Annotated in this window: 22 protein-coding genes; 14 read left to right on the top strand and 8 right to left on the bottom strand. The window is 60.7% G+C overall.

Going from position 1 to position 22,771, the window contains the following annotated elements; genetic code table 11:
* Nucleotide 1 precedes the first annotated feature (1 nt).
* From FHX08_RS22395 to FHX08_RS22370, 6 genes are all read right to left on the bottom strand, one after another.
* Complete coding sequence (locus FHX08_RS22395) at nucleotides 2–1,597, bottom strand: GMC family oxidoreductase (RefSeq protein WP_132656767.1); 1,596 nt, start codon at nucleotides 1,595–1,597, stop codon at nucleotides 2–4.
* 112 nt (nucleotides 1,598–1,709) lie between these two features.
* On the bottom strand, nucleotides 1,710–2,699 hold the full coding sequence (locus FHX08_RS22390) for a branched-chain amino acid ABC transporter permease (protein ID WP_132656766.1): 990 nt from the start codon (nucleotides 2,697–2,699) through the stop codon (nucleotides 1,710–1,712).
* Nucleotide 2,700: 1 nt separating this feature from the next.
* On the bottom strand, nucleotides 2,701–3,588 hold the full coding sequence (locus FHX08_RS22385; protein ID WP_132656765.1) for a branched-chain amino acid ABC transporter permease: 888 nt from the start codon (nucleotides 3,586–3,588) through the stop codon (nucleotides 2,701–2,703).
* A 4-nt stretch (nucleotides 3,589–3,592) separates the two neighbouring features.
* A complete protein-coding gene (locus tag FHX08_RS22380; RefSeq protein WP_132656764.1) occupies nucleotides 3,593–4,294 on the bottom strand; it encodes an ABC transporter ATP-binding protein in 702 nt (233 codons plus the stop codon).
* A complete protein-coding gene (locus FHX08_RS22375) occupies nucleotides 4,294–5,079 on the bottom strand; it encodes an ABC transporter ATP-binding protein (protein WP_132656763.1) in 786 nt (261 codons plus the stop codon). Before FHX08_RS22375 ends, FHX08_RS22380 begins: the two co-directional genes overlap by 1 nt.
* Before the next feature lie 3 nt (nucleotides 5,080–5,082).
* Entirely contained in the window at nucleotides 5,083–6,294 is a 1,212-nt protein-coding gene (locus tag FHX08_RS22370; RefSeq protein ID WP_132656762.1) for an ABC transporter substrate-binding protein, read from the bottom strand.
* 253 nt (nucleotides 6,295–6,547) lie between these two features.
* On the opposite strand from FHX08_RS22370, the gene FHX08_RS22365 reads away from it, so the two are divergent.
* Nucleotides 6,548–7,501, top strand: a complete 954-nt coding sequence (locus FHX08_RS22365; protein ID WP_132656761.1) for a LysR family transcriptional regulator — start codon at nucleotides 6,548–6,550, stop codon at nucleotides 7,499–7,501.
* On the opposite strand, the gene FHX08_RS22360 is transcribed toward FHX08_RS22365, so the two are convergent.
* Nucleotides 7,502–7,840, bottom strand: a complete 339-nt coding sequence (locus FHX08_RS22360; RefSeq protein WP_132656760.1) for a cupin domain-containing protein — start codon at nucleotides 7,838–7,840, stop codon at nucleotides 7,502–7,504.
* 201 nt (nucleotides 7,841–8,041) lie between these two features.
* On the opposite strand from FHX08_RS22360, the gene FHX08_RS22355 reads away from it, so the two are divergent.
* The 4 genes from FHX08_RS22355 (at nucleotide 8,042) to FHX08_RS22340 (ending at nucleotide 11,759) form a co-directional block, all read left to right on the top strand.
* Complete coding sequence (locus FHX08_RS22355; RefSeq protein ID WP_132656759.1) at nucleotides 8,042–9,229, top strand: acyl-CoA dehydrogenase; 1,188 nt, start codon at nucleotides 8,042–8,044, stop codon at nucleotides 9,227–9,229.
* 95 nt (nucleotides 9,230–9,324) lie between these two features.
* Entirely contained in the window at nucleotides 9,325–9,783 is a 459-nt protein-coding gene (locus tag FHX08_RS22350; RefSeq protein WP_132656758.1) for a DUF4126 family protein, read from the top strand.
* Entirely contained in the window at nucleotides 9,783–11,144 is a 1,362-nt protein-coding gene (locus FHX08_RS22345; RefSeq protein ID WP_132656757.1) for an FAD-containing oxidoreductase, read from the top strand. Before FHX08_RS22350 ends, FHX08_RS22345 begins: the two co-directional genes overlap by 1 nt.
* Before the next feature lie 45 nt (nucleotides 11,145–11,189).
* Nucleotides 11,190–11,759 carry a DedA family protein gene (locus tag FHX08_RS22340; RefSeq protein ID WP_132656756.1) on the top strand — a complete coding sequence of 190 codons (570 nt, stop codon included), beginning with the start codon at nucleotides 11,190–11,192 and terminating at the stop codon, nucleotides 11,757–11,759.
* A 4-nt stretch (nucleotides 11,760–11,763) separates the two neighbouring features.
* Here FHX08_RS22340 and FHX08_RS22335 read toward each other — a convergent pair whose 3' ends face one another.
* Entirely contained in the window at nucleotides 11,764–12,807 is a 1,044-nt protein-coding gene (locus FHX08_RS22335; RefSeq protein WP_132656755.1) for an NAD(P)-dependent alcohol dehydrogenase, read from the bottom strand.
* A gap of 238 nt (nucleotides 12,808–13,045) precedes the next feature.
* On the opposite strand from FHX08_RS22335, the gene FHX08_RS22330 reads away from it, so the two are divergent.
* The 9 genes from FHX08_RS22330 to FHX08_RS22290 all read left to right on the top strand — a co-directional run bounded on the left by FHX08_RS22330 (nucleotide 13,046) and on the right by FHX08_RS22290 (nucleotide 22,717).
* The gene (locus tag FHX08_RS22330) at nucleotides 13,046–13,246 is read left to right on the top strand and encodes a hypothetical protein (RefSeq protein WP_132656754.1); all 201 of its coding nucleotides are present in this window, start codon (nucleotides 13,046–13,048) and stop codon (nucleotides 13,244–13,246) included.
* Nucleotides 13,247–13,319: 73 nt separating this feature from the next.
* Nucleotides 13,320–13,682 (top strand): copper resistance protein CopC, encoded by a 363-nt coding sequence (locus FHX08_RS22325; protein ID WP_132656753.1) that lies wholly within the window; start codon nucleotides 13,320–13,322, stop codon nucleotides 13,680–13,682.
* Between the two features lie 390 nt (nucleotides 13,683–14,072).
* Nucleotides 14,073–14,162 carry a K(+)-transporting ATPase subunit F gene (locus FHX08_RS22320; protein ID WP_007825856.1) on the top strand — a complete coding sequence of 30 codons (90 nt, stop codon included), beginning with the start codon at nucleotides 14,073–14,075 and terminating at the stop codon, nucleotides 14,160–14,162.
* 50 nt (nucleotides 14,163–14,212) lie between these two features.
* Nucleotides 14,213–15,916 carry a potassium-transporting ATPase subunit KdpA gene (kdpA, locus tag FHX08_RS22315; RefSeq protein WP_132656752.1) on the top strand — a complete coding sequence of 568 codons (1,704 nt, stop codon included), beginning with the start codon at nucleotides 14,213–14,215 and terminating at the stop codon, nucleotides 15,914–15,916.
* A gap of 212 nt (nucleotides 15,917–16,128) precedes the next feature.
* Nucleotides 16,129–18,189, top strand: a complete 2,061-nt coding sequence (kdpB, locus tag FHX08_RS22310; protein WP_132656751.1) for a potassium-transporting ATPase subunit KdpB — start codon at nucleotides 16,129–16,131, stop codon at nucleotides 18,187–18,189.
* Nucleotides 18,190–18,200: 11 nt separating this feature from the next.
* Entirely contained in the window at nucleotides 18,201–18,770 is a 570-nt protein-coding gene (kdpC, locus tag FHX08_RS22305; RefSeq protein ID WP_132656750.1) for a potassium-transporting ATPase subunit KdpC, read from the top strand.
* Between the two features lie 64 nt (nucleotides 18,771–18,834).
* Nucleotides 18,835–21,543: a sensor histidine kinase gene (locus tag FHX08_RS22300; RefSeq protein ID WP_132656749.1), complete on the top strand. Its 2,709-nt coding sequence runs from the start codon at nucleotides 18,835–18,837 to the stop codon at nucleotides 21,541–21,543.
* On the top strand, nucleotides 21,540–22,232 hold the full coding sequence (locus tag FHX08_RS22295; RefSeq protein ID WP_132656748.1) for a response regulator transcription factor: 693 nt from the start codon (nucleotides 21,540–21,542) through the stop codon (nucleotides 22,230–22,232). The genes FHX08_RS22300 and FHX08_RS22295 overlap by 4 nt, the downstream gene beginning before the upstream one ends.
* A 29-nt stretch (nucleotides 22,233–22,261) precedes the next feature.
* Nucleotides 22,262–22,717, top strand: coding sequence for a PTS sugar transporter subunit IIA (locus FHX08_RS22290; protein WP_132656747.1), 456 nt, complete (start codon nucleotides 22,262–22,264; stop codon nucleotides 22,715–22,717).
* Nucleotides 22,718–22,771: the final 54 nt, after the last annotated feature.

The raw sequence follows: 22,771 nt of genomic DNA, 5'->3' as shown, positions 1-22,771 counted from the left end.
CCTATCTGTTGTCCTCGAGGATCATGGCCGCCGCCTTTTCGGCGATCATGATCGTCGGCGAGTTGGTATTGCCCGACGTGATGGCCGGCATCACCGAGGCGTCTGCTATCCTGAGTTTGGCGAGCGCCCGCAGCCGCAGCCGCGGATCGACCACGCTGTCCCTGTCCACCCCCATGCGGCAGGTGCCGACCGGATGGAAGATCGTCGTGCCGATATCGCCTGCCGCCTTTTCCAGTTCCGCTTCGCTTCGGTAGCTCGGCCCCGGCTTGAACTCCTCCGGGTGAAAGCGAGCGAAGGAGGGTTGTGCCACGATCCGGCGCGTCAGCCTTATCGAACGAACAGCTATGTCGCGATCGCGCTGCGTCGAGAGGTATTTTGGCGCAATGACGGGCTGGGCAGCAAAATCGGGGCTGGAAACGTGCACGGAACCGCGGCTTTCCGGCCGCAGATTGCAGACGCTCGCCGTGATCGCCGGAAAGGGATGGACGGGATCGCCGAATTTTTCCAGCGACACCGGCTGGACATGATATTGCAGATCGGGGGTTTCCTTATCGGGGCCGGAACGGGTGAAAATGCCAAGCTGGCTTGGCGCCATCGCCATCGGCCCGGAACGGCGCACGAGATATTCGAGCCCGATCGCCGCCTTTCCGATCAGCTTCGAAGCCTTTTCGTTGAGCGTCGGCACACCGGTAACCTTGTAGGCGAGGCGAAGCTGCAGATGATCCTGCAGGTTTTCGCCAATGCCCTTCACGTCGGTCAGCGTATCGATGCCTGCCTGCTGAAGAACCTCGCCACGGCCAATGCCGGAAAGCTCCAGAATATGCGGCGAGCCGATGGAGCCGGCAGACAGCACGGTTTCCCTCGCTGCGTAAGCCCGCTTTGCGGTGCCGCCATATTGATATTCGACACCGACTACGGCGCCTTCCTCGACCAGCAGCCGCCGCACCTGCGCCTTGGTCATCACGGTTAGGTTGCCGCGTTTCATCGCCGGACGCAAAAAGGCCTTCGTCGCATTCCAGCGGATGCCGGAACGCTGGTTGACGTCGAAATAGCCGGAACCTTCGTTTGTGCCGCGGTTGAAATCGGCCGTTTCAGGAATTCCGGCCTCCTTGGCGGCCTGCTGGAAAGCGTCCAGCACATCCCAGCGCACCCGCGCCTTTTCCACGCGCCATTCGCCGCCGGCGCCATGCATCTCGTCCTCGCCTTTGTAGTGATCCTCCGACTTGCGAAAGAAGGGCAGGACGTCATCCCAGCCCCAGCCGGTGCACCCCATTTGACGCCAGAGGTCGTAGTCGCGACCCTGGCCGCGCATATAGATCATGCCGTTGATCGAGGAGCAGCCGCCGAGCACCTTTCCGCGCGGATAGTTGAGTGCCCGCCCGTTCAGCCCGTCCTCGGGTGCGGTTGTAAAACACCAGTCCGTGCGCGGATTGTTGATGCAGTAGAGATAACCGACTGGAATATGGATCCAGTGGTAATTGTCATTCCCGCCCGCCTCCAGCAGCAAGACCCTCACATTGCGGTCGGCAGAGAGCCGGTTCGCGAGCACGCAGCCGGCACTGCCTGCCCCGACGATAATGTAGTCATAGCGATCCATGGATCGTGCACTCCGAAATGGCTGCGTCCCATCTCCCCGGGGGACCGGCGAGATGGGATTTCGCGGCGCCGCTGCACATCTTCACCCGTTGCAGGAGAAGAGGTCCGCCCGTTCAGCGACGATAGACAAAGCCCAGCTTACGCCCGAGCCGAGAGGCGTAGAATTCACCGATGATGCCGCGGCGGAAGATCAGCACGCAGATCATGAAGACGATGCCGGTGATGATGGTGACCGGAAATTCCGAGGTCGCCAGATAGTTTTCCAGCGTCACGACAAGGCCCGCGCCGAAGGTCGGACCGATCAAGGTGCCAATACCACCAAGCAGCGTCATCAGGATCACCTCGCCCGACATCTGCCAGGCGACATCCGTCAGCGTCGCGAACTGGAAGACCAGCGCCTTGACCGATCCCGCAAGCCCGGCAAGCGCTGCCGACATCACGAAAGCGCCGAGCTTGTAACGTGCCACGGAATAGCCGAGCGAGATTGCCCGCTGCTCATTCTCGCGGATGGATTTCAGGATCATGCCGAAAGGCGAGTTGATGAAGCGCCAGATGATCAGCAGCCCGATCACGAACACCGCCAGCACGAAATAATACATGTTGGTCGAGCTGTTCAGATCGATGAAGCCGAAGAGATGTCCGCGCGGCACCGACTGGATGCCGTCCTCGCCTTCGGTGAATTTTGCCTGCAGACAGAAGAAGAAGAACATCTGCGACAGCGCCAGCGTGATCATGGCGAAATAGATGCCCTGCCGGCGGATCGCAAAGAAACCCATGACGAGGCCGAGCACCGTGGCCCCGAGCACGCCGACGAAGATGCCGAGCTCCGGCGGAAAGCCCCAGCTCTTCACCGTATAGGCGGTAAAATAGGCGGCGCCGCCGAAGAAGGTCGCATGGCCGAAGGAAAGCAGGCCGGTATAGCCGAGCAGAAGGTTGAAGGCGCAGGCAAAGAGGGCGAAGCAAAGCAGCTTCATCAGGAAGATCGGATAGAAGAAGAAGGGCGCGAGCAACAGAAGCAGGAGCCCGATGATCAGGAATCCGGTCTGCACCGAAAGGGCAGTGCGGCTCTTTTCCGTTCGGATCGTTTCGGTGATGTCAGCCATGTCACGCATCCCGGCCGAAGAGGCCCGCGGGCCTGATGAGAAGCACGATCGCCATGATCACAAAGATGACAATATTCGAAGCTTCCGGATAGAAAACCTTGGTCAGGCCCTCCGCGATGCCGAGCACATAGCCGGTGATGATGGCGCCCATGATCGAACCCATGCCGCCGACGACGACCACCGCGAAGACGATGATGATCATATTGGATCCCATCAGCGGCGAAACCTGGTAGATGGGCGCTGCCAGCACGCCGGCAAAGGCGGCAAGGCCGGCCCCGAGCGCATAAGTGAAGGTCAAGAGAACCGGCACATTGACGCCGAAGGCCTGCACGATAGTGGCATTTTCCGTCGCCGATCGCAGATAGGCACCAAGCTTGGTCTTTTCGATCAGCAGCCAGGTGCCGATGCAGACGACAAGCGAAACGATCACCACCCAACCGCGATAGATCGGCAGGAACATGAAGCCGAGATTGATTCCGCCGGCAAGGGCCGGCGGCGTCGCGTAAGGCTGGCCTGACGAGCCGTAGAGGTAACGGAAGGTGCCCTCAACGGCGAGCGCCAGCCCGAAGGTGAAAAGCAGGCCATAAAGGGGGTCAAGATCGTAGAGCCGGCGCAGGAAGAGCCGCTCGATGATCGCTCCGGCGAAACCGACAATGACGGGCGCCAGGATCAGTGATGGCCAATAACCGATGCCGAGATAATTCAGGAGTAGATAAGCTACGAAGGCGCCCAGCATATACTGGGCGCCATGCGCGAAATTGATGACGCGCAGTAGCCCGAAAATGATCGCAAGGCCGAGACTCAGGAGAGCGTAGAAAGATCCGTTAATCAGACCGATCAGCAGCTGGCCGAACAGCGCCTGCAAGGGAATGCCGAAGATCATCGTCATCGCGTCACACTCCCAGAACCTTGTGCAGCATATCCATGCGCTGCGGCAGTTCGCCGACCGGGAATTCCGAGACCATCTGGCCATGATCCATCAGATAGAAGCGATCGGCAATACGGCTTGCGAAACGGAAGTTCTGTTCGACGAGCACGATGGTCATGCCGCGCTCCTTCAGCGTCTTCAGAACCTCACCGATACGTTGCACGATGACGGGCGCCAGCCCCTCCGTCGGCTCGTCGAGCAACAGCAGACGCACGCCGGTCCGCAAAATGCGGGCGATCGCCAGCATCTGCTGTTCGCCGCCGGAGAGCTTCGTGCCGGAGCTCGTGCGCCTCTCGTAAAGGTTCGGAAAAAGTTCGTAGATTTCGTCGAGGCTCATGCCGCCGGGGGCCACGACAGGCGGCAACATCAGATTCTCTGAAACGGTCAGTGTCGAGAATATGCCCCGCTCTTCGGGAACGAAACCGATGCCTTTATGCGCCGTCTTGTGAAGCGGCACCGGCATCATATCGGTCCCGGCAAAGCTGATCTTTCCCTTTCGGGCGCGCACGATGCCGGTGATGGTGCGCAGGGTCGTCGTCTTGCCGACGCCGTTGCGGCCGAGGATCGTCACCGTCTCGCCCTCGCCGACCGTCATATCGATCCCATGCAGGATGTGGCTTTCGCCATACCAGGCGTTCAGCCCCTGGACTTCCAGAAGTGCCGCCATCAGTGATGCTCCTCCGTGCCCATATAGGCCTGGCGAACGCGCTCGTCCTGGCTGACGGTCGCATAGTCGCCCTCTGCGAGGATCTCGCCACGCTGCAATACGGTCACATGCTGGCAGATATTGGCGACGACGGACAGATTGTGCTCGACCATCAGCACGGCCCGGTCACGGGCGACGTCGCGGATGATGGCAGAGACGACGCTGACGTCCTCCTGCCCCATGCCGGCCATCGGCTCATCGAGAAGCAGAACTTTCGGATCGAGCGCCAGCGTGGTGGCGATTTCGAGCACCCGTTTGCGGCCATAGGAGAGATCGGCGGCGATGTGATCGCGCTCTTTGGCAAGCCCGACGCTCGCAAGCAGCTGCTCGGCCCGCTCGTTCAGGCTGTCGAGCGCCGAAAGCGGTCGCCAGAATTGCGTAGAAAGATTGTTCGGCCGCTGCAGGGCGACCCGCACATTGTCGAGCACGGTCAAATGCGGAAAAACCGCCGAGATCTGGAAGGAGCGGACGAGGCCCATGCGGGCTACTCTGTCCGGCGGCGTCCTGGTGATATCGGTGCCCATCAGCGTGATCGTGCCCGACGTCGGCTGCAGGAACTTGGTGAGCAGGTTGAATACCGTCGTCTTGCCGGCGCCATTCGGCCCGATCAGCGCATGGACGCTCGCATCATGCACATCGAGATCGACGTTCTTGACGGCTGTGAAGCCGCCGAAATCGCGGCGCAGGCCGCGGGCGCAAAGCACCACCCGCGGCTTGGCCTGAGTTTCAAGTGCGGAGACCGCCATATCCTATTTCACCAGATCGCAGCCGCTCTTGGCGGGGTCGATATAGGCTTCTTTGCCTGGAATGGTGGCGAGGACGTTGAAATAGTCCCACGGCTCCTTGCTTTCCGCCGGCTTCTTGACCTGCAGCAAGTACATGTCGTGGATCATGCGGCCGTTCGGGCCAACCGTGCCGCCACGGCCGAAGACGTCGTCGACGGGCATCGCGTGAAGCTGCTTCGAGACGGCTTCCGTTTCGTCGGTGCCCGCCTTCTGGATCGCCTTCAGATATTGCAGGACAGCCGAATAGGTGCCGGCGTGGATCATGTTCGGCATCTTTCCGGTACGGGCGAAGAACTTCTTACCGAATTCGCGGCTCTGATCATCGCGGTTCCAATAATAACCTTCCGTCAACGTCAGGCCTTGAGCGGCCTCCATGCCGAGGCCATGAACCTCGGCAAGTGTGAAGAGCAGCGCCGCCAGATGCTGGCCGCCCTGGGTAATGCCGAATTCAGCGGCCTGTTTGATCGCGTTCGACGTATCGAGACCGGCATTGGCAAGGCCGATGACCTTGGCGCCTGACGATTGCGCCTGCAGCAGGAAGGAGGAAAAGTCCTGGGTCGACAGGGGATGGCGCACCGAGCCGACGACCGTGCCACCGTTCGCCTTCACATAATCGGTGGTCTGCTGTTCCAACGAATAGCCGAAGGCATAGTCCGCCGTCAGGAAGAACCAGCTGTCGCCGCCCTGTTTGACCAGCGCACCGCCGGTGCCGACGGCAAGAGCATGGGTGTCATAGGCCCAATGGAAGCCGTAGGGCGAACAGGCCTTGCCGGTGAGATCCGTCGTCGCTGCACCAGTGACGATATCAACCTTCTTCTTTTCCTTGGCGATAGCCTGCACCGCAAGCGCCACGGAAGACGTCGTCAGTTCCATGATGGCATCGACCTGTTCGGTGTCATACCACTGGCGAGCAATGTTGGAGGCGACATCAGGCTTGTTCTGATGGTCGGCATCGACGATCTCGATCGGCATGTCGAGCACTTTGCCGCCGAAATCCTCGACTGCCATCTGAGCAGCTGCGACGGAGGACTTGCCACCGAAATCGGCGTAGACGCCCGACTGGTCGTTCAGAATGCCGATCTTGACCTTACCATCGGAAATTGCTGCGCTCTGGGCAAACACGGCGGTGCTGCTTGCAAGCAAAAATGCAACGGAAGCAATGAAATTCTTTCGCATAGTTCTCTCCTCCCAGAGATTGGCCAGATTGCGAATCTGTTCAAATTTGGCGACCCGCCCTCCTCAAAGCGGCCGCTCCGTCCCTACGATCACGGAATTTCGTCCATGAGGCAACTGGCGGTTTACATCTAATTCCAAACAGTATCTGTTCGTTTTTGAACAGAACCTGTCATAAGGCCGCTACAGCGACAGTCAAAGCGCTCTCCTTTGCAGGCCGCATTAGACCAAAGACGTAGACGGATGGGCGATACCGATGAGCCACGCTTCGCAATTTACTTGGGACGATCTGCAGTTTTTTCTAGCCGTTGCCCGCACTGGCCAGCTTTCGACGGCGGCGCGTCAACTGCGCTCCAGTCACGCAACGGTCTCACGGCGCATCGACCGGCTGGAATTTGCGCTGAAGGTAAAGCTTTTCGAGCGAAATCCGCGTGGCTACGTGCTCACTGCCATGGGCACGCGCTTCGTCGAAACGGCCGAGAAGATGGAGCAGGAAACGGAACGGCTGCGGGCCGATCTTGCCGACGGTTCGCTCAGCCAACGCGGTCTCGTGCGGCTCAGTGCACCGGAAGGTTTCGCCAACTTCTTCTTTGCGACAGTCTTGCCGAAATTTGCCGCTCGCCATCCGCATCTCGCGCTCGAACTCGTCACCATTCAGCAGATCATGTCGCTCTCGCGCAAGGAGGCGGATATTTCCGTCGTCCTCGACGAGCCGAAGGGCGGGCCCTATTTTGCGGAGAAGCTTACGGATTACCATCTGCAGGTCTACGCTTCCCGCGACTACCTGGCGCGCGCCGCGCCGATCAGGACGCGGGACGACCTGCTGAACCACCCTTTCATCAGCTACATCGAAGAAATGATCTTCGCGCCGGGGCTCGATTATCTCGGCGATGTGCATCCGCGCATCAAGCCGCAATTCCAGAGTTCCAGTATCTTTGCCCAACTGACAGCGACCAGAAACGGCCTCGGCCTCGGCATTCTGCCCTATTTTTTTGCCTGCCGTTATCCCGAACTGGTGCGCGTGCTGCCGGATGACGTCGATCTCAAGCGCCATTACTGGATCACCTGCCATCGAGATCTCAAGCAGGCGCCGCGCGTGCGCGCCGTCATCGACTTTCTGCGGGAAGCCGTGCGCAGCGACGAGGCGTGTTTCATCCCGCCCTATATTACTGCGACCGGCGTAGTGAGAAAGGCGAAGACCGAAACCTGATTATTTCAGGAATTCAGCGCGGTGTGGGGTGAACGTGTCGATCAGCCGGCCCTTTTCCAGTGCCTTGACGCCATGGACGAGATTGGGCGGCACGATGAAGCTGCCGCCCTGCTTCAGCACTTCAGTGCGCCCGTCGATCGTCACCTCGAAACTGCCTTCGGCAACATAGCTCGCCTGGATATGCGGGTGGGAATGTGCGGCCCCGACGGCACCTGGCTCGAAGGCGACTTCCACCATCATCATCTCGGGCAGATAGGTCATGACGCGACGAGTCACGCCCGGCTCTGGATTCACCCATTCGGCGCCCTCGGCCGAGACGAAAAGATCGCTCGATGACATGTCTGCCTCCTTACCCCAGAATCTATCTGGCCAGAATCCATCGCGCGCAAACTGGCGCAGCGGCCGTCATTTGAAAAGATGACTTCCGCATCATTGGTGCAATAATCGCTTCAGTTGACGTCGTCGGCTGGCAGGTCTATGGCGGCCTTAAATCAGGTATGCCTCAACAATGGCGCCTGGAAAGCGGTGAGGAGACTGGACATGCAGCATACGCGCGAGGTTTTCGACTGGGTTGATCCCTTCCGGCTCGTGGAGCAGCTGACCGACGAGGAGCGCATGGTGCAAGAAACCGCCCATGCCTATGCGCAGGAAAAGCTCGGCCCGCGCGTCCTCGAAGCCTTCCGCCATGAGAAGACGGACCCGGAAATCTTCCGCGAGATGGGCGAGCTCGGCCTTCTCGGCCCGACGATCGATCCGGAATACGGTGGCGCCGGTCTCGGCTATGTCGCCTATGGTCTCATCGCCCGTGAGGTCGAACGGGTCGACAGCGGCTATCGCTCGATGATGAGCGTGCAGTCCTCTCTCGTTATGGTGCCGATTGATGCTTTCGGCTCCGAGGAGCAGAAGAAGAAATATTTGCCGAAACTAGCAACCGGCGAATGGATCGGTTGCTTCGGCCTTACTGAACCCAATCACGGTTCCGATCCCGGTTCCATGGCGACTCGGGCGAAGAAAGTCGATGGTGGGTATAGCCTGACTGGCTCCAAGACCTGGATTTCGAACGCACCGATCGCCGATGTCTTCGTCGTATGGGCGAAGACCGAGGATGGGCTCATCCGAGGCTTTATTCTGGAGAAAGGCGAGAAGGGCCTCTCGGCGCCGAAGATAGAGGGTAAGGTCGGGCTACGTGCCTCTATCACCGGCGAAGTCGTCATGGACGATGTCTTCGTGCCGGAAGAAAATCTGCTGCCCGGCGTCAGCGGCCTCAAGGGGCCTTTCACTTGCCTCAACTCGGCCCGTTTCGGCATTGCCTGGGGCGCGCTCGGTGCAGCCGAAGCCTGCTACGCGACGGCCCGGCAATACACGCTCGACCGCCAGCAATTCGGGCGGCCGCTGGCTGCCAACCAGCTCATTCAGAAGAAGCTCGCTGACATGGCGACCGAGATTTCACTCGGCCTGCAGGGATGTCTGCGCCTTGGCCGCATGAAAGAGGAAGGCCATCCGCCGGTCGAGCTGACCTCGATCCTCAAGCGCAATTCCTGCGGCAAGGCGCTGGAGATTGCTCGCGCCGCCCGCGACATGCTGGGCGGCAATGGCATTTCGGATGAGTTCGGCGTTGCCCGCCACCTCGTCAATCTCGAAGTGGTCAACACCTATGAGGGAACGCATGATATTCATGCGCTGATCCTCGGCCGCGCCATTACGGGTATTGCGGCCTTTTCCAACTAGTTCGGTCGCTCACGAGGCGAATTGCAACGAAGTTAACAATGTGCAACTTTTCCTCTACCGCGGCAGCAAGCCAGCGGTTCAAGGGGGATTTGCCTATGTTTTTGCTATTCGCACTCCTCATCGGCATCGTTGCCGGTTTTCGCGCCATGACTGCGCCGGCTGCCGTCGCCTGGGGCGCGGCGCTCGGTTGGTACGATCTCTCTCAGACGCCGCTTGCTTTCATGGGCTATCGGTGGACGCCGTGGATTTTCACAATACTCGCTGTCGTTGAGCTCATCACCGATCAGTTGCCCACCACGCCGTCGCGCAAGGTGCCGGTCCAGTTCGGCGCTCGCATTGTCATGGGTGCGCTCAGTGGCGCCGTGATCGGCGCGGCCAGCAGCTTGCTCTTCGGCGGCCTGATCGCCGGCGTGATCGGAGCCGTTATCGGCACCTTCGGCGGCGCGGCCGCCCGCGCCAGACTTGCCGCCTCTTTTGGTCAAGATCGCCCGGCAGCCCTGATCGAAGACGCAGTCGCCATCATCGGCGCCATCATCATCGTGGCGGTAAGCTGATGGAAACCTTTGACGCAATCTTCATCGGCGCCGGCCAGGCCGGTCCGTTCCTCGCCGCCCGCATGGCGGAAAAGGGGATGAAAGTGGTGCTGATCGAACGCAAGTTCCTTGGCGGCACCTGCGTGAATGCCGGCTGCATGCCGACAAAGACGCTCGTCGCAAGCGCGCGCGCCGCCCATGTGGCGCGACGCGGGGCCGACTACGGGGTGCAGATATCAGGCGAAATCGGCATCGACATGAAGACCGTGCGCGGTCGCGCAGAGGCGGTCATTCTGAATGCCCGAAATGGTCTGAGCGGCTGGTTCGCCGACATGAAAACCATGACCGTTATCTACGGCCACGCCCGCTTCACCGGACCGAAAGAGATTGTCGTCAATGGCGAGACGCTGACGGCACCGAAGATTTTCCTCAATGTCGGCGCGCGCCCTGTCATCCCTGATATGCCGGGCCTTGCCGATATCGACTATCTCACCTCTACCGGTATCATCCATCTCGACAGCCTGCCTAAACATCTCGCCGTCATCGGCGGCAGCTATATCGGCCTTGAATTTGCGCAGATGTACCGGCGCTTCGGCTCGGAAGTGACCGTCATCGAGCGCGGCCCGAAGCTCGCCTCCCGCGAAGACGAGGATATCTCCGACGCGATTGCCGATATCCTGAGCTCCGAAGGCATAAACATCCATACCGACGTCAAGGATATCAGCTTCGCCAGGAATGGTGATGGTACGACCGTTACCATCGACTCCAAGACGATCCGGGCAAGCCATGTGCTTGTTGCAACCGGTCGCGTACCGAACACCGACGATCTCGGACTCGATGCAGCCGGCATTGTGACCGACAAACGCGGCTACATCACCGTCGACGACCGGCTTGCCACGAATGTGGACGGCATCTGGGCGCTTGGCGATTGCAACGGCCGCGGAGCCTTCACGCATACGTCCTACAATGACTTCGAGATCGCCGCCGCCAATCTGCTCGATGGCGGAGACCGCAAGCTTTCAAGCCGTATTCTCGCCTATGCTCTCTATATCGACCCACCGCTCGGCCGCGTCGGCATGACGGAAAAACAGGCCCGTGCCACAGGCCGCAAGATCATGGTCTCGACCCGACCGATGAGCCGGGTCGGCCGCGCCAACGAGCGCGGCGAAACCAAGGGCTTTATGAAGGTGATCGCCGATGCCGCAACCAAGGAAATTCTGGGAGCGGCGATCCTTGGCATTGAAGGCGACGAGGTGATCCACGGCCTTATCGATGCGATGAATGCCGGCACGACTTATCCGGAGCTGCAATGGTCCGTGCCGATCCACCCGACGGTTTCGGAACTGATCCCGACGCTGCTCGGCGACCTGAAGGCGGTCTGATCGGTATTGCCGACAGATGCATAACAATCAGGCGGAGACCGGCCATTGAATATCGAACTGCTGATCGGGAATTATGGCCTTCCCGCGCTCTTTCTCGGCACCGCCTTTGAAGGTGAAACCGCCGCCTTCCTGGGCGGCGTCATCGCGCATCGTGGTTTGGCAACCTATTGGGCGGCCTCGATGGTCGCCTCGGCGGGGTCCTTCGCTGCCGATCAGATGTGGTTCTTTGCCGGTCGGTATGCGGCCCAATGGAAAATTGTGCGCCATGTGATGGAAACGCCGGCGCTGGCGCGTGTCACGCAGCTTCTCGAAAAGTATCCGACCGGATTCATCTTCGCGTTCCGCTTTCTGGTGGGATTGCGGACGATCAGCCCGATCGTCATCGGCACGACGCGCATATCGGCGCAAAGGTTCCTGGTGCTGAACCTGCTTGCAGCACTCGTCTGGGGGCAGCTTTTTACCGCACTCGGCTATGTCTTCGGCCAGGGAATTTCCCAGATCTTCGGTCGCCTTCCGCTGCACCACCATCTGCTGATCGCACTCGGCGCCGCAGCCGTCATCACGGGCGCGGCGCTGGTGCTTCGCAAGATGAAACCTGGCCTGAGGAAGCCGTAAGGGCCTATTCCATCACGATCTGCAGCTTGACGTCATCAGGTCGTGCCTCGACCGCGCGATCGAAGGCCTTGATGGACTCCTCAAATGTAAAAGTCTCTGAGATCAGCGGCTTCAGGTCGACGCGGCCCGATCCGAGAAGTGCGATCGAGCGTTCATATTGGTGCGCATAACGGAATACGGTCTCGATGCGGATTTCCTTGGTCGAAGCCGTCGAGACGTCGAAACCAACAGGATTGACCGGCAGACCGACGGCGACGATGACACCGCCCGGCCGCGGCAAGGCCATGATCGTCTCCCAAGCCTTCGGCGAGCCGGAGCATTCAAAGACCACATCCGCGCCCCAGCCATCGGTCAGCCGGCGGACTTCCTCGGCGAGGTTCTTCTCGCGGATATTGACCGGAATAACGCCCTGGTACTGCGCAGCAATATCGAGCTTCGGCTGGGCAAGATCGGCGACAATTGCCCGGGCGCAGCCGCCGGCAAGTGCCGCGATCGCTACCATGGTGCCGATCGGACCGGCGCCGAGGATGACGGCGGTGTCGCCAGGTGCTATCTTCGCCTTGGTCGCCGCCTGCATGCCGACCGCGAAAGGCTCGACCATTGCGCCTTCGGCGAAGCTGACATTGTCGGGCAGCTTGAACGTATAGTTGGCCGGGTGCACGACCTCAGGCGTCAGCACACCGTGGATCGGAGGCGTCGCCCAGAAGGTGACGGCCGGATCGACATTGTACATGCCAAGCCGGCTTGCCTTGGAATTGGGATCCGGAATACCGGGTTCCATGCAGACGCGATCACCGACCTCCAGATGCGTGACACCGGCACCGACCTCGACGACCGTGCCCGCCGCCTCATGACCGAGCACCATCGGCTCGTTGACGATGAACGGGCCGATCTTGCCGTGCGTGTAATAGTGGACATCCGAGCCGCAGACGCCGACGGTGTGGATCTTGATCTTCACCTGCCCCGGTCCAGTCTCCAGAGGCAGATCGATATCGCGAAGCGCAAGCTCATGCTGGCGCTCAAGTACCAGCGCACGGACTTTGGTCATAACCGGTTTCCTTCCCTATGGCTCCCGCGATTCATGGGGCGCCGTTGCGGCGACTATAAGACCGTAAGGCGCAGCAGTTCAATCATATCAAACAAGCTTTTGCTCAATATATGACGAAATGCTCACACACTTATCACCCGAAAGATAAGTCCGCCCTAGACGTCTGTATGATTTCGCCACGGTGCGCCGAGGACTACACTTTTGCGTAAGGATGACGGCGAAATAGAAGGAGAAAGCCATGAGGCACGACAACGACAATGTCGGCAGGAACCCGATCTCCTACTCGCGGACGACAAGACAGCTCCGTGAATTCTGGCGCAACCTCTTGAATGAGACTGTCGCCGTATTCCAGCAATACCGCCAGCCGCAGCCCCTTCACCAGCCGGTGCAGGTTGTCGCACGCGTAAGGGATCGAAATCACCCCTCACGGCGTTATTAGGCATGCGCCAGCATGGCGCGGCGGGGCATGACGCTCCCGGCACCATGCGGACGGCAATATAAGGAAGACCGTCATGAAATCGATCGTGTCATTCTGCCTGTTCGCATCCATCCTCTTTGCCGCAAACGTGGCGTCTGCGGCGATCGAGGAAGCATCCCTTCCGCCGCCCCAGCAGGAAGAAAAGCTGGTGCCGGCCAATCTTGAACTTACCTTCACCGGCCCGATCGATCTTGCCCGCTCGACGGCGATTCTGCTCGATGCCCAGGGCCTGGTGCTTCCTACGGGCAAGCCCTTCCTCTCTGGTCCTGAAGGATCGGTCTTCAAGGTCCCGCTCGATCCCGCGATGGCCCCTGGTGTTTACACGCTCAATTGGCACGTCCTCTCCATGGATGGCCGCAGCGCTGAAGGCCACTATCAATTCCGGGTCGATCCCTGAGCCCTTATGTTATTGGGTTACCTGATGTTGCGCCGTGCTCACCGGGCACGGCGTTTTATATCGGCCCGCAGTCGACGCCGGAATTCCGGCTTTGCGCACAAAGGCGTTTATAAGATTCTTATATTGATGCTTCCCGCCCAATCTCGAACCTTTATGCACTTTAGCCGCATATTAATGTCCGAGAGATCGGAAAGATCATCTCCACGCCAGAAAGCATAAAAGGTGCCAACCCGCCGGGATGGCGCCCTTTGTCTTGTCTGACTCCAAGAATAACAAACCGGAGTCAAGATCGATGATGGATATAATTCTACTCGGCACTGCAATCATATTTTTCGGGCTTTGCTTTGCCTACACGTGCGCCTGCGACAGGCTGTGACAGGAGAAACATTGATGACCCTCGATTATGTCTTGAGTGGTGCCGTGACCGTGTTTCTCACCGTCTACCTCACCTACGCTCTCATCCGCCCAGAACGTTTCTGAAAGAGCCGGCGCTTTTGATTGAAGCAGCCGGATACTGAAAGTTTCCTCCCATGACCCTCAACGGATGGCTTCAGATCCTGCTCTACTGCGGGATCATCCTCGTGCTCGTCAAACCGCTCGGCGGTTACATGACGCGTGTCTTCAATGGCGAGCGCACATTCCTTTCACCGGTCCTCGTTCCAATCGAACGGGGACTTTACGCCGTTGCCGGCACCAGCGAGCACGAAGATCAGCACTGGACCTCCTATGCCTTCGCCATGCTGATGTTCAACCTGCTCGGCGTCATCGTGCTTTACGCGCTTATGCGTCTGCAGGGCGCGCTGCCCTATAACCCGGCCGGCATGGCCGCGGTGCCTGAGCAGCTTTCATTCAATACCGCCGTCAGCTTCGTCACCAATACGAATTGGCAGAATTACGGCGGCGAAAGCACCATGTCTTACCTGACTCAGATGATGGGCCTTACGGTTCAAAATTTCGTGTCGGCTGCGACTGGCATGGCAATCGCCGTAGCCTTCATCCGCGCCTTCTCGCGCGCATCGGGCAAGGCGATCGGCAACTTCTGGGTCGATGTGATCCGCGCCACCCTCTATATCCTGCTGCCAGTCTGCATTGTGCTGACGCTTGCCTATGTCTGGCTCGGAGTTCCGCAGACGCTCGGCCCTTATGTTGATGCGACGACGCTTGAAGGCGCCAAGCAGACGATCGCTGTCGGCCCCGTTGCCTCGCAGCTCGCCATCAAGATGCTCGGCACCAATGGCGGCGGTTTCTTCAATGTCAACTCCGCTCATCCTTTCGAAAACCCGGATGCGTTCTCCAACCTCATCCAGATGGTCTCGATCTTCGCGATCGGCGCGGCACTGACCAACGTCTTCGGCCGCATGGTCGGCAACCAGCGTCAGGGCTGGGCGATCCTGGCTGCGATGGGCGTCCTCTTCATCGTCGGCGTCGGCATCACCTATTGGGCAGAGGCTGCCGGTAACCCGTTGATGCATGCCTTCGGCCTGCAGGGCGGCAACATGGAAGGCAAGGAGGTCCGCTTCGGCGTTGCCATGTCCTCGCTATTTGCGGTCATCACTACGGCCGCATCTTGCGGCGCAGTCAATGCCATGCACGGTTCGTTCACCGCACTCGGCGGCCTGATTCCGCTCATCAACATGCAGCTCGGCGAAATCATCGTCGGCGGTGTCGGTGCCGGCTTCTACGGCATTCTGCTCTTCATCATCGTTGCCGTCTTCGTGGCAGGTCTGATGGTCGGCCGCACGCCGGAATATCTCGGAAAGAAGATCGAGTCGAAGGAAATGAAGATGGCCGTTCTCGCCATCCTCTGCCTGCCGCTCGCGATGCTGGTCTTCACTGCCATTGCCACCGTGATGCCTTCGGCTGTCGCCTCCGTCGGCACCGACGGCCCGCACGGCTTCTCCGAAATCCTCTATGCCTACACGTCGGGTGCGGCCAACAACGGTTCGGCTTTCGGCGGTCTGACGGGTAATACGCCCTGGTACAATATCTCGCTCGGCATCGACATGCTGATGGGTCGCTTCCTCGTCATCATTCCGGCGCTTGCCATTGCGGGCTCACTGGTTGCGAAGAAGACGGTTCCGGCCTCGGCGGGCACCTTCCCGACGGACGGCCCGCTCTTCGTCGGACTGCTCGTCGGCACGATCCTGATCGTTGGCGGCCTCACCTTCATGCCGGCGCTGGCTCTCGGGCCGGTCGTCGAGCATCTCGTTGGCCTTGCGGGCCAAACGTTCTGAGGGCTCAGCCAATGCTCGTGCGCCACAGGCTGCGAAAAGCCTTCCATCCACGTCCCGGTCTGCCGGGGCGTGAAGCCCAGCGGATGCCGCGCGCTTCCGACATCATCCTGGTGATGATGGCAGGCCTGCTCGTCGTCGTCTGCGCAGTCAGAATTTTACAGGGCTGACCGGCCGGCCGGTTCGCCATCCTCGTTTCAAAGCTGGAGTCTCTTATGAGCCAGGCAAAATCCGCGAGCATCCTTGATTCTCGCATTCTCATTCCGGCGGTGGGTGCCGCTTTCACCAAGCTCAACCCGCGCACCCTCGCCAAGAACCCGGTCATGTTCGTCGTGGCCACGGTCTCGGCACTGACCACAGTCCTGTTCCTGCGCGATCTCGTTTCAGGTAGCGGCAATCTCGGCTTCTCCTTCCAGATCAACCTCTGGCTCTGGTTCACCGTACTCTTTGCCAACTTCGCCGAAGCGGTAGCCGAAGGCCGCGGCAAGGCGCAGGCCGACTCGCTACGCAAGGCGCGCACCGAAACCCAGGCGAAGCTCTTGACCGCCAACAACGGCAGCGGCTACCGCATGGTGCCGGGCACGAGCCTGAAGGTCGGCGACGTCGTTCTCGTCGAAGCCGGCGATATCATCCCCTCGGACGGTGAAGTCGTCGAAGGCGTCGCCTCGGTCAATGAAGCGGCCATCACCGGTGAGTCCGCGCCAGTCATCCGCGAATCCGGCGGTGACCGCTCAGCTGTCACCGGCGGCACGCAGGTTCTCTCCGACTGGATCCGCGTACGCATCACTGCGGCCGCCGGCTCGACCTTCCTCGACCGCATGATCTCGCTCGTCGAAGGTGCCGAGCGCCAGAAGACGCCGAACGAAATCGCGCTCAATATTCTGCTAGCAGGCATGACGCTCATCTTCGTGCTCGCCACGGCGACGATCCCGAGCTTTGCGGCCTATGCTGGCGGCTCGATCCCGATCATCGTGCTCGTTGCCCTTTTCGTCACGCTGATCCCGACTACCATCGGTGCGCTGCTCTCGGCGATCGGTATCGCCGGCATGGACCGCCTCGTCCGCTTCAACGTACTCGCCATGTCCGGCCGCGCCGTCGAAGCCGCCGGTGACGTCGATACGCTGCTGCTCGACAAGACCGGTACGATCACGCTGGGCAACCGCCAGGCAACCAGCTTCCGCCCGGTCCGTGGCGTCTCCGAACAGGACCTCGCAGATGCGGCCCAGCTTGCCTCGCTCGCCGACGAAACGCCAGAAGGACGTTCCATCGTCGTACTCGCCAAGGAAAGGTACGCTATCCGCGGTCGCGATATGGCGGGCCTGAAGGCCACTTTCGTGCCCTTCACCGCTCAAACCCGCATGAGCGGCGTCGACCTCGAAGGCTCCTCGATCCGCAAGGGTGCCGTCGATGCGGTGCTCTCCTATGTCAATGGTGACGCTTCCTCGAAGAACGGCGCCGAAGTCGTTCGCGAATTGCAGTCGATCTCCGACGAGATCGCTAAGGCCGGCGGCACGCCACTTGCCGTTGCTCGCGACGGCAGGTTGCTTGGCATCATCCAGCTCAAGGATATCGTCAAGGGCGGCATCCGCGAGCGTTTCAACGAGCTGCGCCGCATGGGCATCCGCACCGTCATGATTACCGGCGACAATTCGATGACGGCAGCGGCAATTGCAGCCGAAGCCGGCGTGGACGACTTCCTCGCCCAGGCAACGCCTGAGAACAAACTGCAGCTGATCCGCGAGGAGCAGGCCAAGGGCAAGCTGGTCGCCATGTGCGGCGACGGCACGAACGATGCGCCGGCTCTCGCTCAGGCTGACGTCGGCGTTGCCATGAACACCGGCACCGTTGCAGCCCGAGAAGCCGGCAACATGGTCGACCTTGACTCCGACCCGACGAAACTCATCGAGATCGTCGAGATCGGCAAGCAGCTGCTGATGACTCGCGGCGCGCTGACGACCTTCTCGATCGCCAACGACATTGCCAAATATTTCGCCATCATCCCCGCGATGTTCCTGACCTTCTATCCGCAGCTCGGCGTGCTCAACATCATGGGTCTCGCCACGCCGCAGAGCGCCATCCTGTCGGCGATCATCTTCAACGCGCTGATCATCATCGCGCTCATTCCGCTCTCACTGAAGGGTGTCCGTTACCGCCCGATCGGGGCCGGTGCGCTGCTCTCCCGCAACCTGCTGATCTACGGTCTCGGCGGCATCATCGTCCCCTTCGTCGGCATCAAGGCGATTGACATCGCCATCACCACTGTCGGCCTCGCCTAAGGAGATATCCAATGCTTAAAGAACTTCGCCCGGCAATCGTCATGATCGTTGCCACCACGGCCATCACCGGTCTCCTCTATCCGCTCGCCATGACGGGAGTCGCCCAGGCGCTCTTCCCTTCTCAGGCGAACGGCAGCCTCATCGAAAAGGACGGGCAGGTCATCGGCTCCAGACTGATTGGCCAGGCCTTCACCAGCGACAAATATTTCCACGGCCGGCCGTCCGCCGCCGGCGATGGCTACAATGCCGCCGCCTCCTCCGGCTCCAACCTCGGCCCAACCAGCCAAAAGCTGATCGACCGTGTGAAGGGCGACTATGAAGCTGCCAAGGCAGCCAACCCCAATGCCGAGGTTCCCGCCGACCTCGTCACTGCTTCGGGCAGCGGCCTCGATCCGCATATCTCGCCCGATGCCGCCTACTTCCAGGTTCCGCGCGTCGCCAAGGCGCGCGGCGTCGATGAAGCCAAGGTCAAGGCGCTGGTCGATGCAGCCGTCAGCGGCCGCGAACTCGGCGTGCTCGGCGAGCCGACCGTCAATGTTCTGGCGTTGAACCAGAGCCTTGATGCTTCTATGACTCAGTAAAGGTTGAGAGCCCCGGAGCGCTGCAGGCGGGCCGGGGCTTGCTCGTAAAGAAAGACCGAACTGCATGCCAGACGACAACCGCGACCAGGCCGGCAGGCCCTCGCCCGATGCGCTCCTCGAAAAGGCCCGGGCGGAGTCGCGCGGGCGCCTCAAGATCTTCCTCGGCGCTGCACCGGGCGTCGGCAAGACTTATGAAATGCTCGTCTCCGGCCGCGCCAAGATGTCCGATGGATTTGATGTCGTTATCGGTGTTGTCGAGACCCACGGCCGCAAGGAAACCGAGGCGCTGCTCGCCGGGTTCGAGATCGTTCCGCGTGTGAAGATCGCCTATCGCGGCCAGTCGCTCGAAGAGATGGATCTCGACGCCATCCTTGCCCGCAAGCCCGACCTCGTTCTTGTCGATGAGCTTGCCCATACCAATGCCGAAGGCAGCCGCCATCCGAAGCGCTATCTCGACGTCAAGGAACTGCTTGACCGAGGCATCGACGTCTATTCGACGCTGAACATCCAGCATGTCGAAAGCCTGAACGACGTCGTTTCGCAGATCACCCGCATCCGGGTGCGCGAAACCGTACCGGATTCCGTGATCGACATGGCCGACGATATCGAAATCATCGACCTGACGCCCGACGACCTGATCAAGCGCCTTCATGACGGAAAGGTCTATGTGGCAAAGACCGCCGAGCGGGCGCTGACGAACTACTTCACGCCCGGCAACCTGACCGCATTGCGCGAACTTGCACTGCGAAAGACCGCCCAGAGGGTCGACGACCAGCTGCTGACCCATATGCAGGCGCATGCCATTTCCGGCCCATGGGCTGCCGGCGAACGCGTGCTGGTGTCGATCGACGACCATCCCCGCTCCGCCTCGCTCGTGCGCTACGCCTCACGCATGGCTGCGCGCCTGCGCGCTCCCTGGGCAGCCGTCTACATCGAGACCAACCGCTCCATCAATCTTTCAGAAACGCAGCGCGATACGATCGCCGCCACTTTGAGGCTGGCTGAGCAGCTCGGCGGCGAGGCCATCACCATTCCCGGCCGCGAGGTGACCGAGGAACTGGTGCGCCACGCCACCGCCAACAATGTTACCCACATCGTCATCGGCGCACCAAAGAAGCCAACATGGCGCGAATGGTGGAGCCGCTCGACGACCGACGAGCTCATCCGGCAGGCCGGCGATATCAGCGTCCACGTCATCTCCGGGAACGAGAAAGACACGGCTTCGCAGCGCGGCGTCAAGGCGGCCCCGAGCGTCCCGACGCTGAATTTCAGGGCCTATCTCGTCTCGACAGCCTATGTCGCGATTGCGCTGGCTGTCGGTGTGGTGCTCGATCAGGTGCTCGACGTGCGCAATCTTGCGCTCGTTTTCCTGATGGCGGTTCTGACCTCAGCCGTCATCCATGGCCTACGGCCGGCACTTTATAGCTGTATCCTCAGTGCCCTCTCCTTCAACTTCTTTTTCCTGCCGCCGCGCTACACGCTGACGATCAGCGATCCAGAAAGCGTGCTGGCGCTCTTCTTCTTCCTCGGCGTCGCCATTATCGCCTCAAATCTCACGGCGACGGTGCAGCGTCAGGCGGCGGCTGCCCGTCAAAGGGCGCGGACGACCGAAAATCTCTATCTCTTTTCCAAGAAGCTCGCCGGAACCGGCACACTGGATGACGTTCTCTGGGCGACCGCCTTTCAGCTCGCCTCCATGCTCAGGGTGCGTGTCGTTCTGCTCCTTCCCGAAGAAGGCTCCATCGCGGTCAAGGCCGGCTATCCGCCTGACGATACGCTTGACGATGCCGATATTGCCGCGGCTCGTTGGGCGTGGGAGCACAATCATGCCGCCGGGCGCGGCGCCGATACGCTGCCGGGCGCCAAGCGCCTCTATGTGCCGCTGCGCACCGGCCGCACGGCGGTCGGCGTCATCGGCCTCGACAGCGACCGTCGCGACGGCCCGCTACTGACGCCCGAGCAGCAACGTCTTCTGGATGCCCTGGCGGATCAGGCAGCGCTCGCCATCGAACGCGTACAGCTCGTCGCCGATGTCGATCGCGCCAAGCTTGCGGCGGAAGCAGATCGCCTGCGTTCGGCCCTGCTGACGTCCATCTCGCATGATCTGAAGACGCCGCTCGCGGCGATCCTCGGCGCGTCCGGCACGCTCCGCGACTATTTCGATTCCATGACTGCGGAGGACCGCACTGACCTTCTCTCGACCGTCGTCGATGAATCCGAGCGCCTCAACCGCTTCATCGCCAATCTGCTCGACATGACGAAGATCGAATCCGGTGCCATGGAGCCGAATTATGCGCTGCATTATGCCGGCGACATCGCTGGCAGCGCACTGCGCCGCGCTGCCAAGATTCTCGACCGTCACCGGACGGAAATGACGATCCCCGCCGACCTGCCCATGATCCGCGTCGATCCCGTTCTCTTCGAGCAGGTCCTCTTCAACCTGCTTGACAACGCCGCAAAATACGCGCCCGAGGGCTCCGTCATCCGCATCGAAGGTTGGGCGGATGCCGATAATGTCGTCGTACAGGTCTCCGACGAAGGTCCTGGCATTCCTCCCGTAGACCTCACCCGTGTCTTCGACACCTTCTACCGTGTGCGCAAGGGCGATCAGGTACGCGCCGGCACCGGCCTCGGCCTTTCCATATGTCGGGGCTTCATCGAGGCGATGGGCGGGACGATCACGGCCGGCAACCGGACCGACCGGTCCGGAGCCGTTTTCACCATCCGCCTTCCCAAACCGAATGGCATTCCAAAACTGGATGAACTCAAATGACCGGTTCAGCCGTCAAGATTCTCGTCGTTGACGACGAGCCCCCGATCCGCAAGCTTTTACGCGTCGGCCTCACTGCGCAAGGCTATGAAGTTCATGAAGCGCCGAATGCCGGGGCGGCCCGCCAGTCCGTCAAGGACGACCAGCCCGATCTCATCCTGCTCGATCTCGGCCTTCCCGACATGCCGGGCCACGACCTTTTGCAGGAATGGCGCGAGGGCGGACTCATCATGCCTGTCGTCATCCTCTCAAGCCGTACCGACGAGGCTGGCATCGTCAAGGCGCTGGAAAGCGGTGCCGACGATTATGTGACGAAACCCTTCGGCGTCAACGAACTGGGTGCCCGTATCCGCGTGGCACTTCGTCACCGGCTGCAACAGCAGGGAGAAAAGGCGATTTTCCAGACGGGAGGCCTGTCGATCGATCTCGTCAAGCGCATCGTCAAGGTGGACGGCAAGGAGATCAAGCTGTCCCCGAAGGAATACGACATCCTACGCGTGCTCGCCCAGCATGCCGGCAAGGTGCTGACGCATCAATTTCTTTTGAAGCAGGTGTGGGGTCCGGCGGCAGACGTGCAGTATCTGCGCGTCTACGTGCGCCAGCTGCGGCAAAAGGTCGAGCAGATCCCGGACCAACCGCACTATATCACCACCGAGACCGGTGTCGGCTACCGGCTCCGCGAGCCTGACTGATACCTGCCGACAACAGCATCGGGAATGAAATGAACCTCTCCAACATCATCCGGCCGGAACACACCTTCATCGGCCTGTCGGTGGCGACCAAGTGGCGCGCGCTACAGGCGATTTCCGAAAGGGCAGGCAAGGCTTTCGGCATTGACGGCCAGACCGTCCTGAAGGCGCTCGAATCACGTGAAAAGCTAGGCTCTACCGGCATCGGTAACGGCATTGCCGTTCCGCATGCGGCGATCGACGGCATGACGAGCCCGCGCGGTCTGCTGATCCGCTTCGCTCAGCCCCTGGATTTCGATGCGATCGATGATATCCCGACTGATATCGCCTTCGTACTGCTTTTCGGCGAAAACAATCGCGGGGAATATTTGAACGTGCTTGCCGCTATCGCCCGCAGGCTTCAATCGGAAGGCGTCCTGGCCGCCATGCGCAAGGCCAGAAATGTCGATGAATTCTATTCGGATTTCATCGCGGATTCGCGCGTGTAAGAAAAAACGCTTTGACGCACCCGACCTTCTCCCCGCGGAAGCGGGGGGAAGGCA

The sequence above is a fragment of the Rhizobium sp. BK529 genome, assembly GCF_014194105.1.
Taxonomy (GTDB): domain Bacteria; phylum Pseudomonadota; class Alphaproteobacteria; order Rhizobiales; family Rhizobiaceae; genus Rhizobium.
This window is presented reverse-complemented; position numbering and strand designations above follow the sequence as displayed.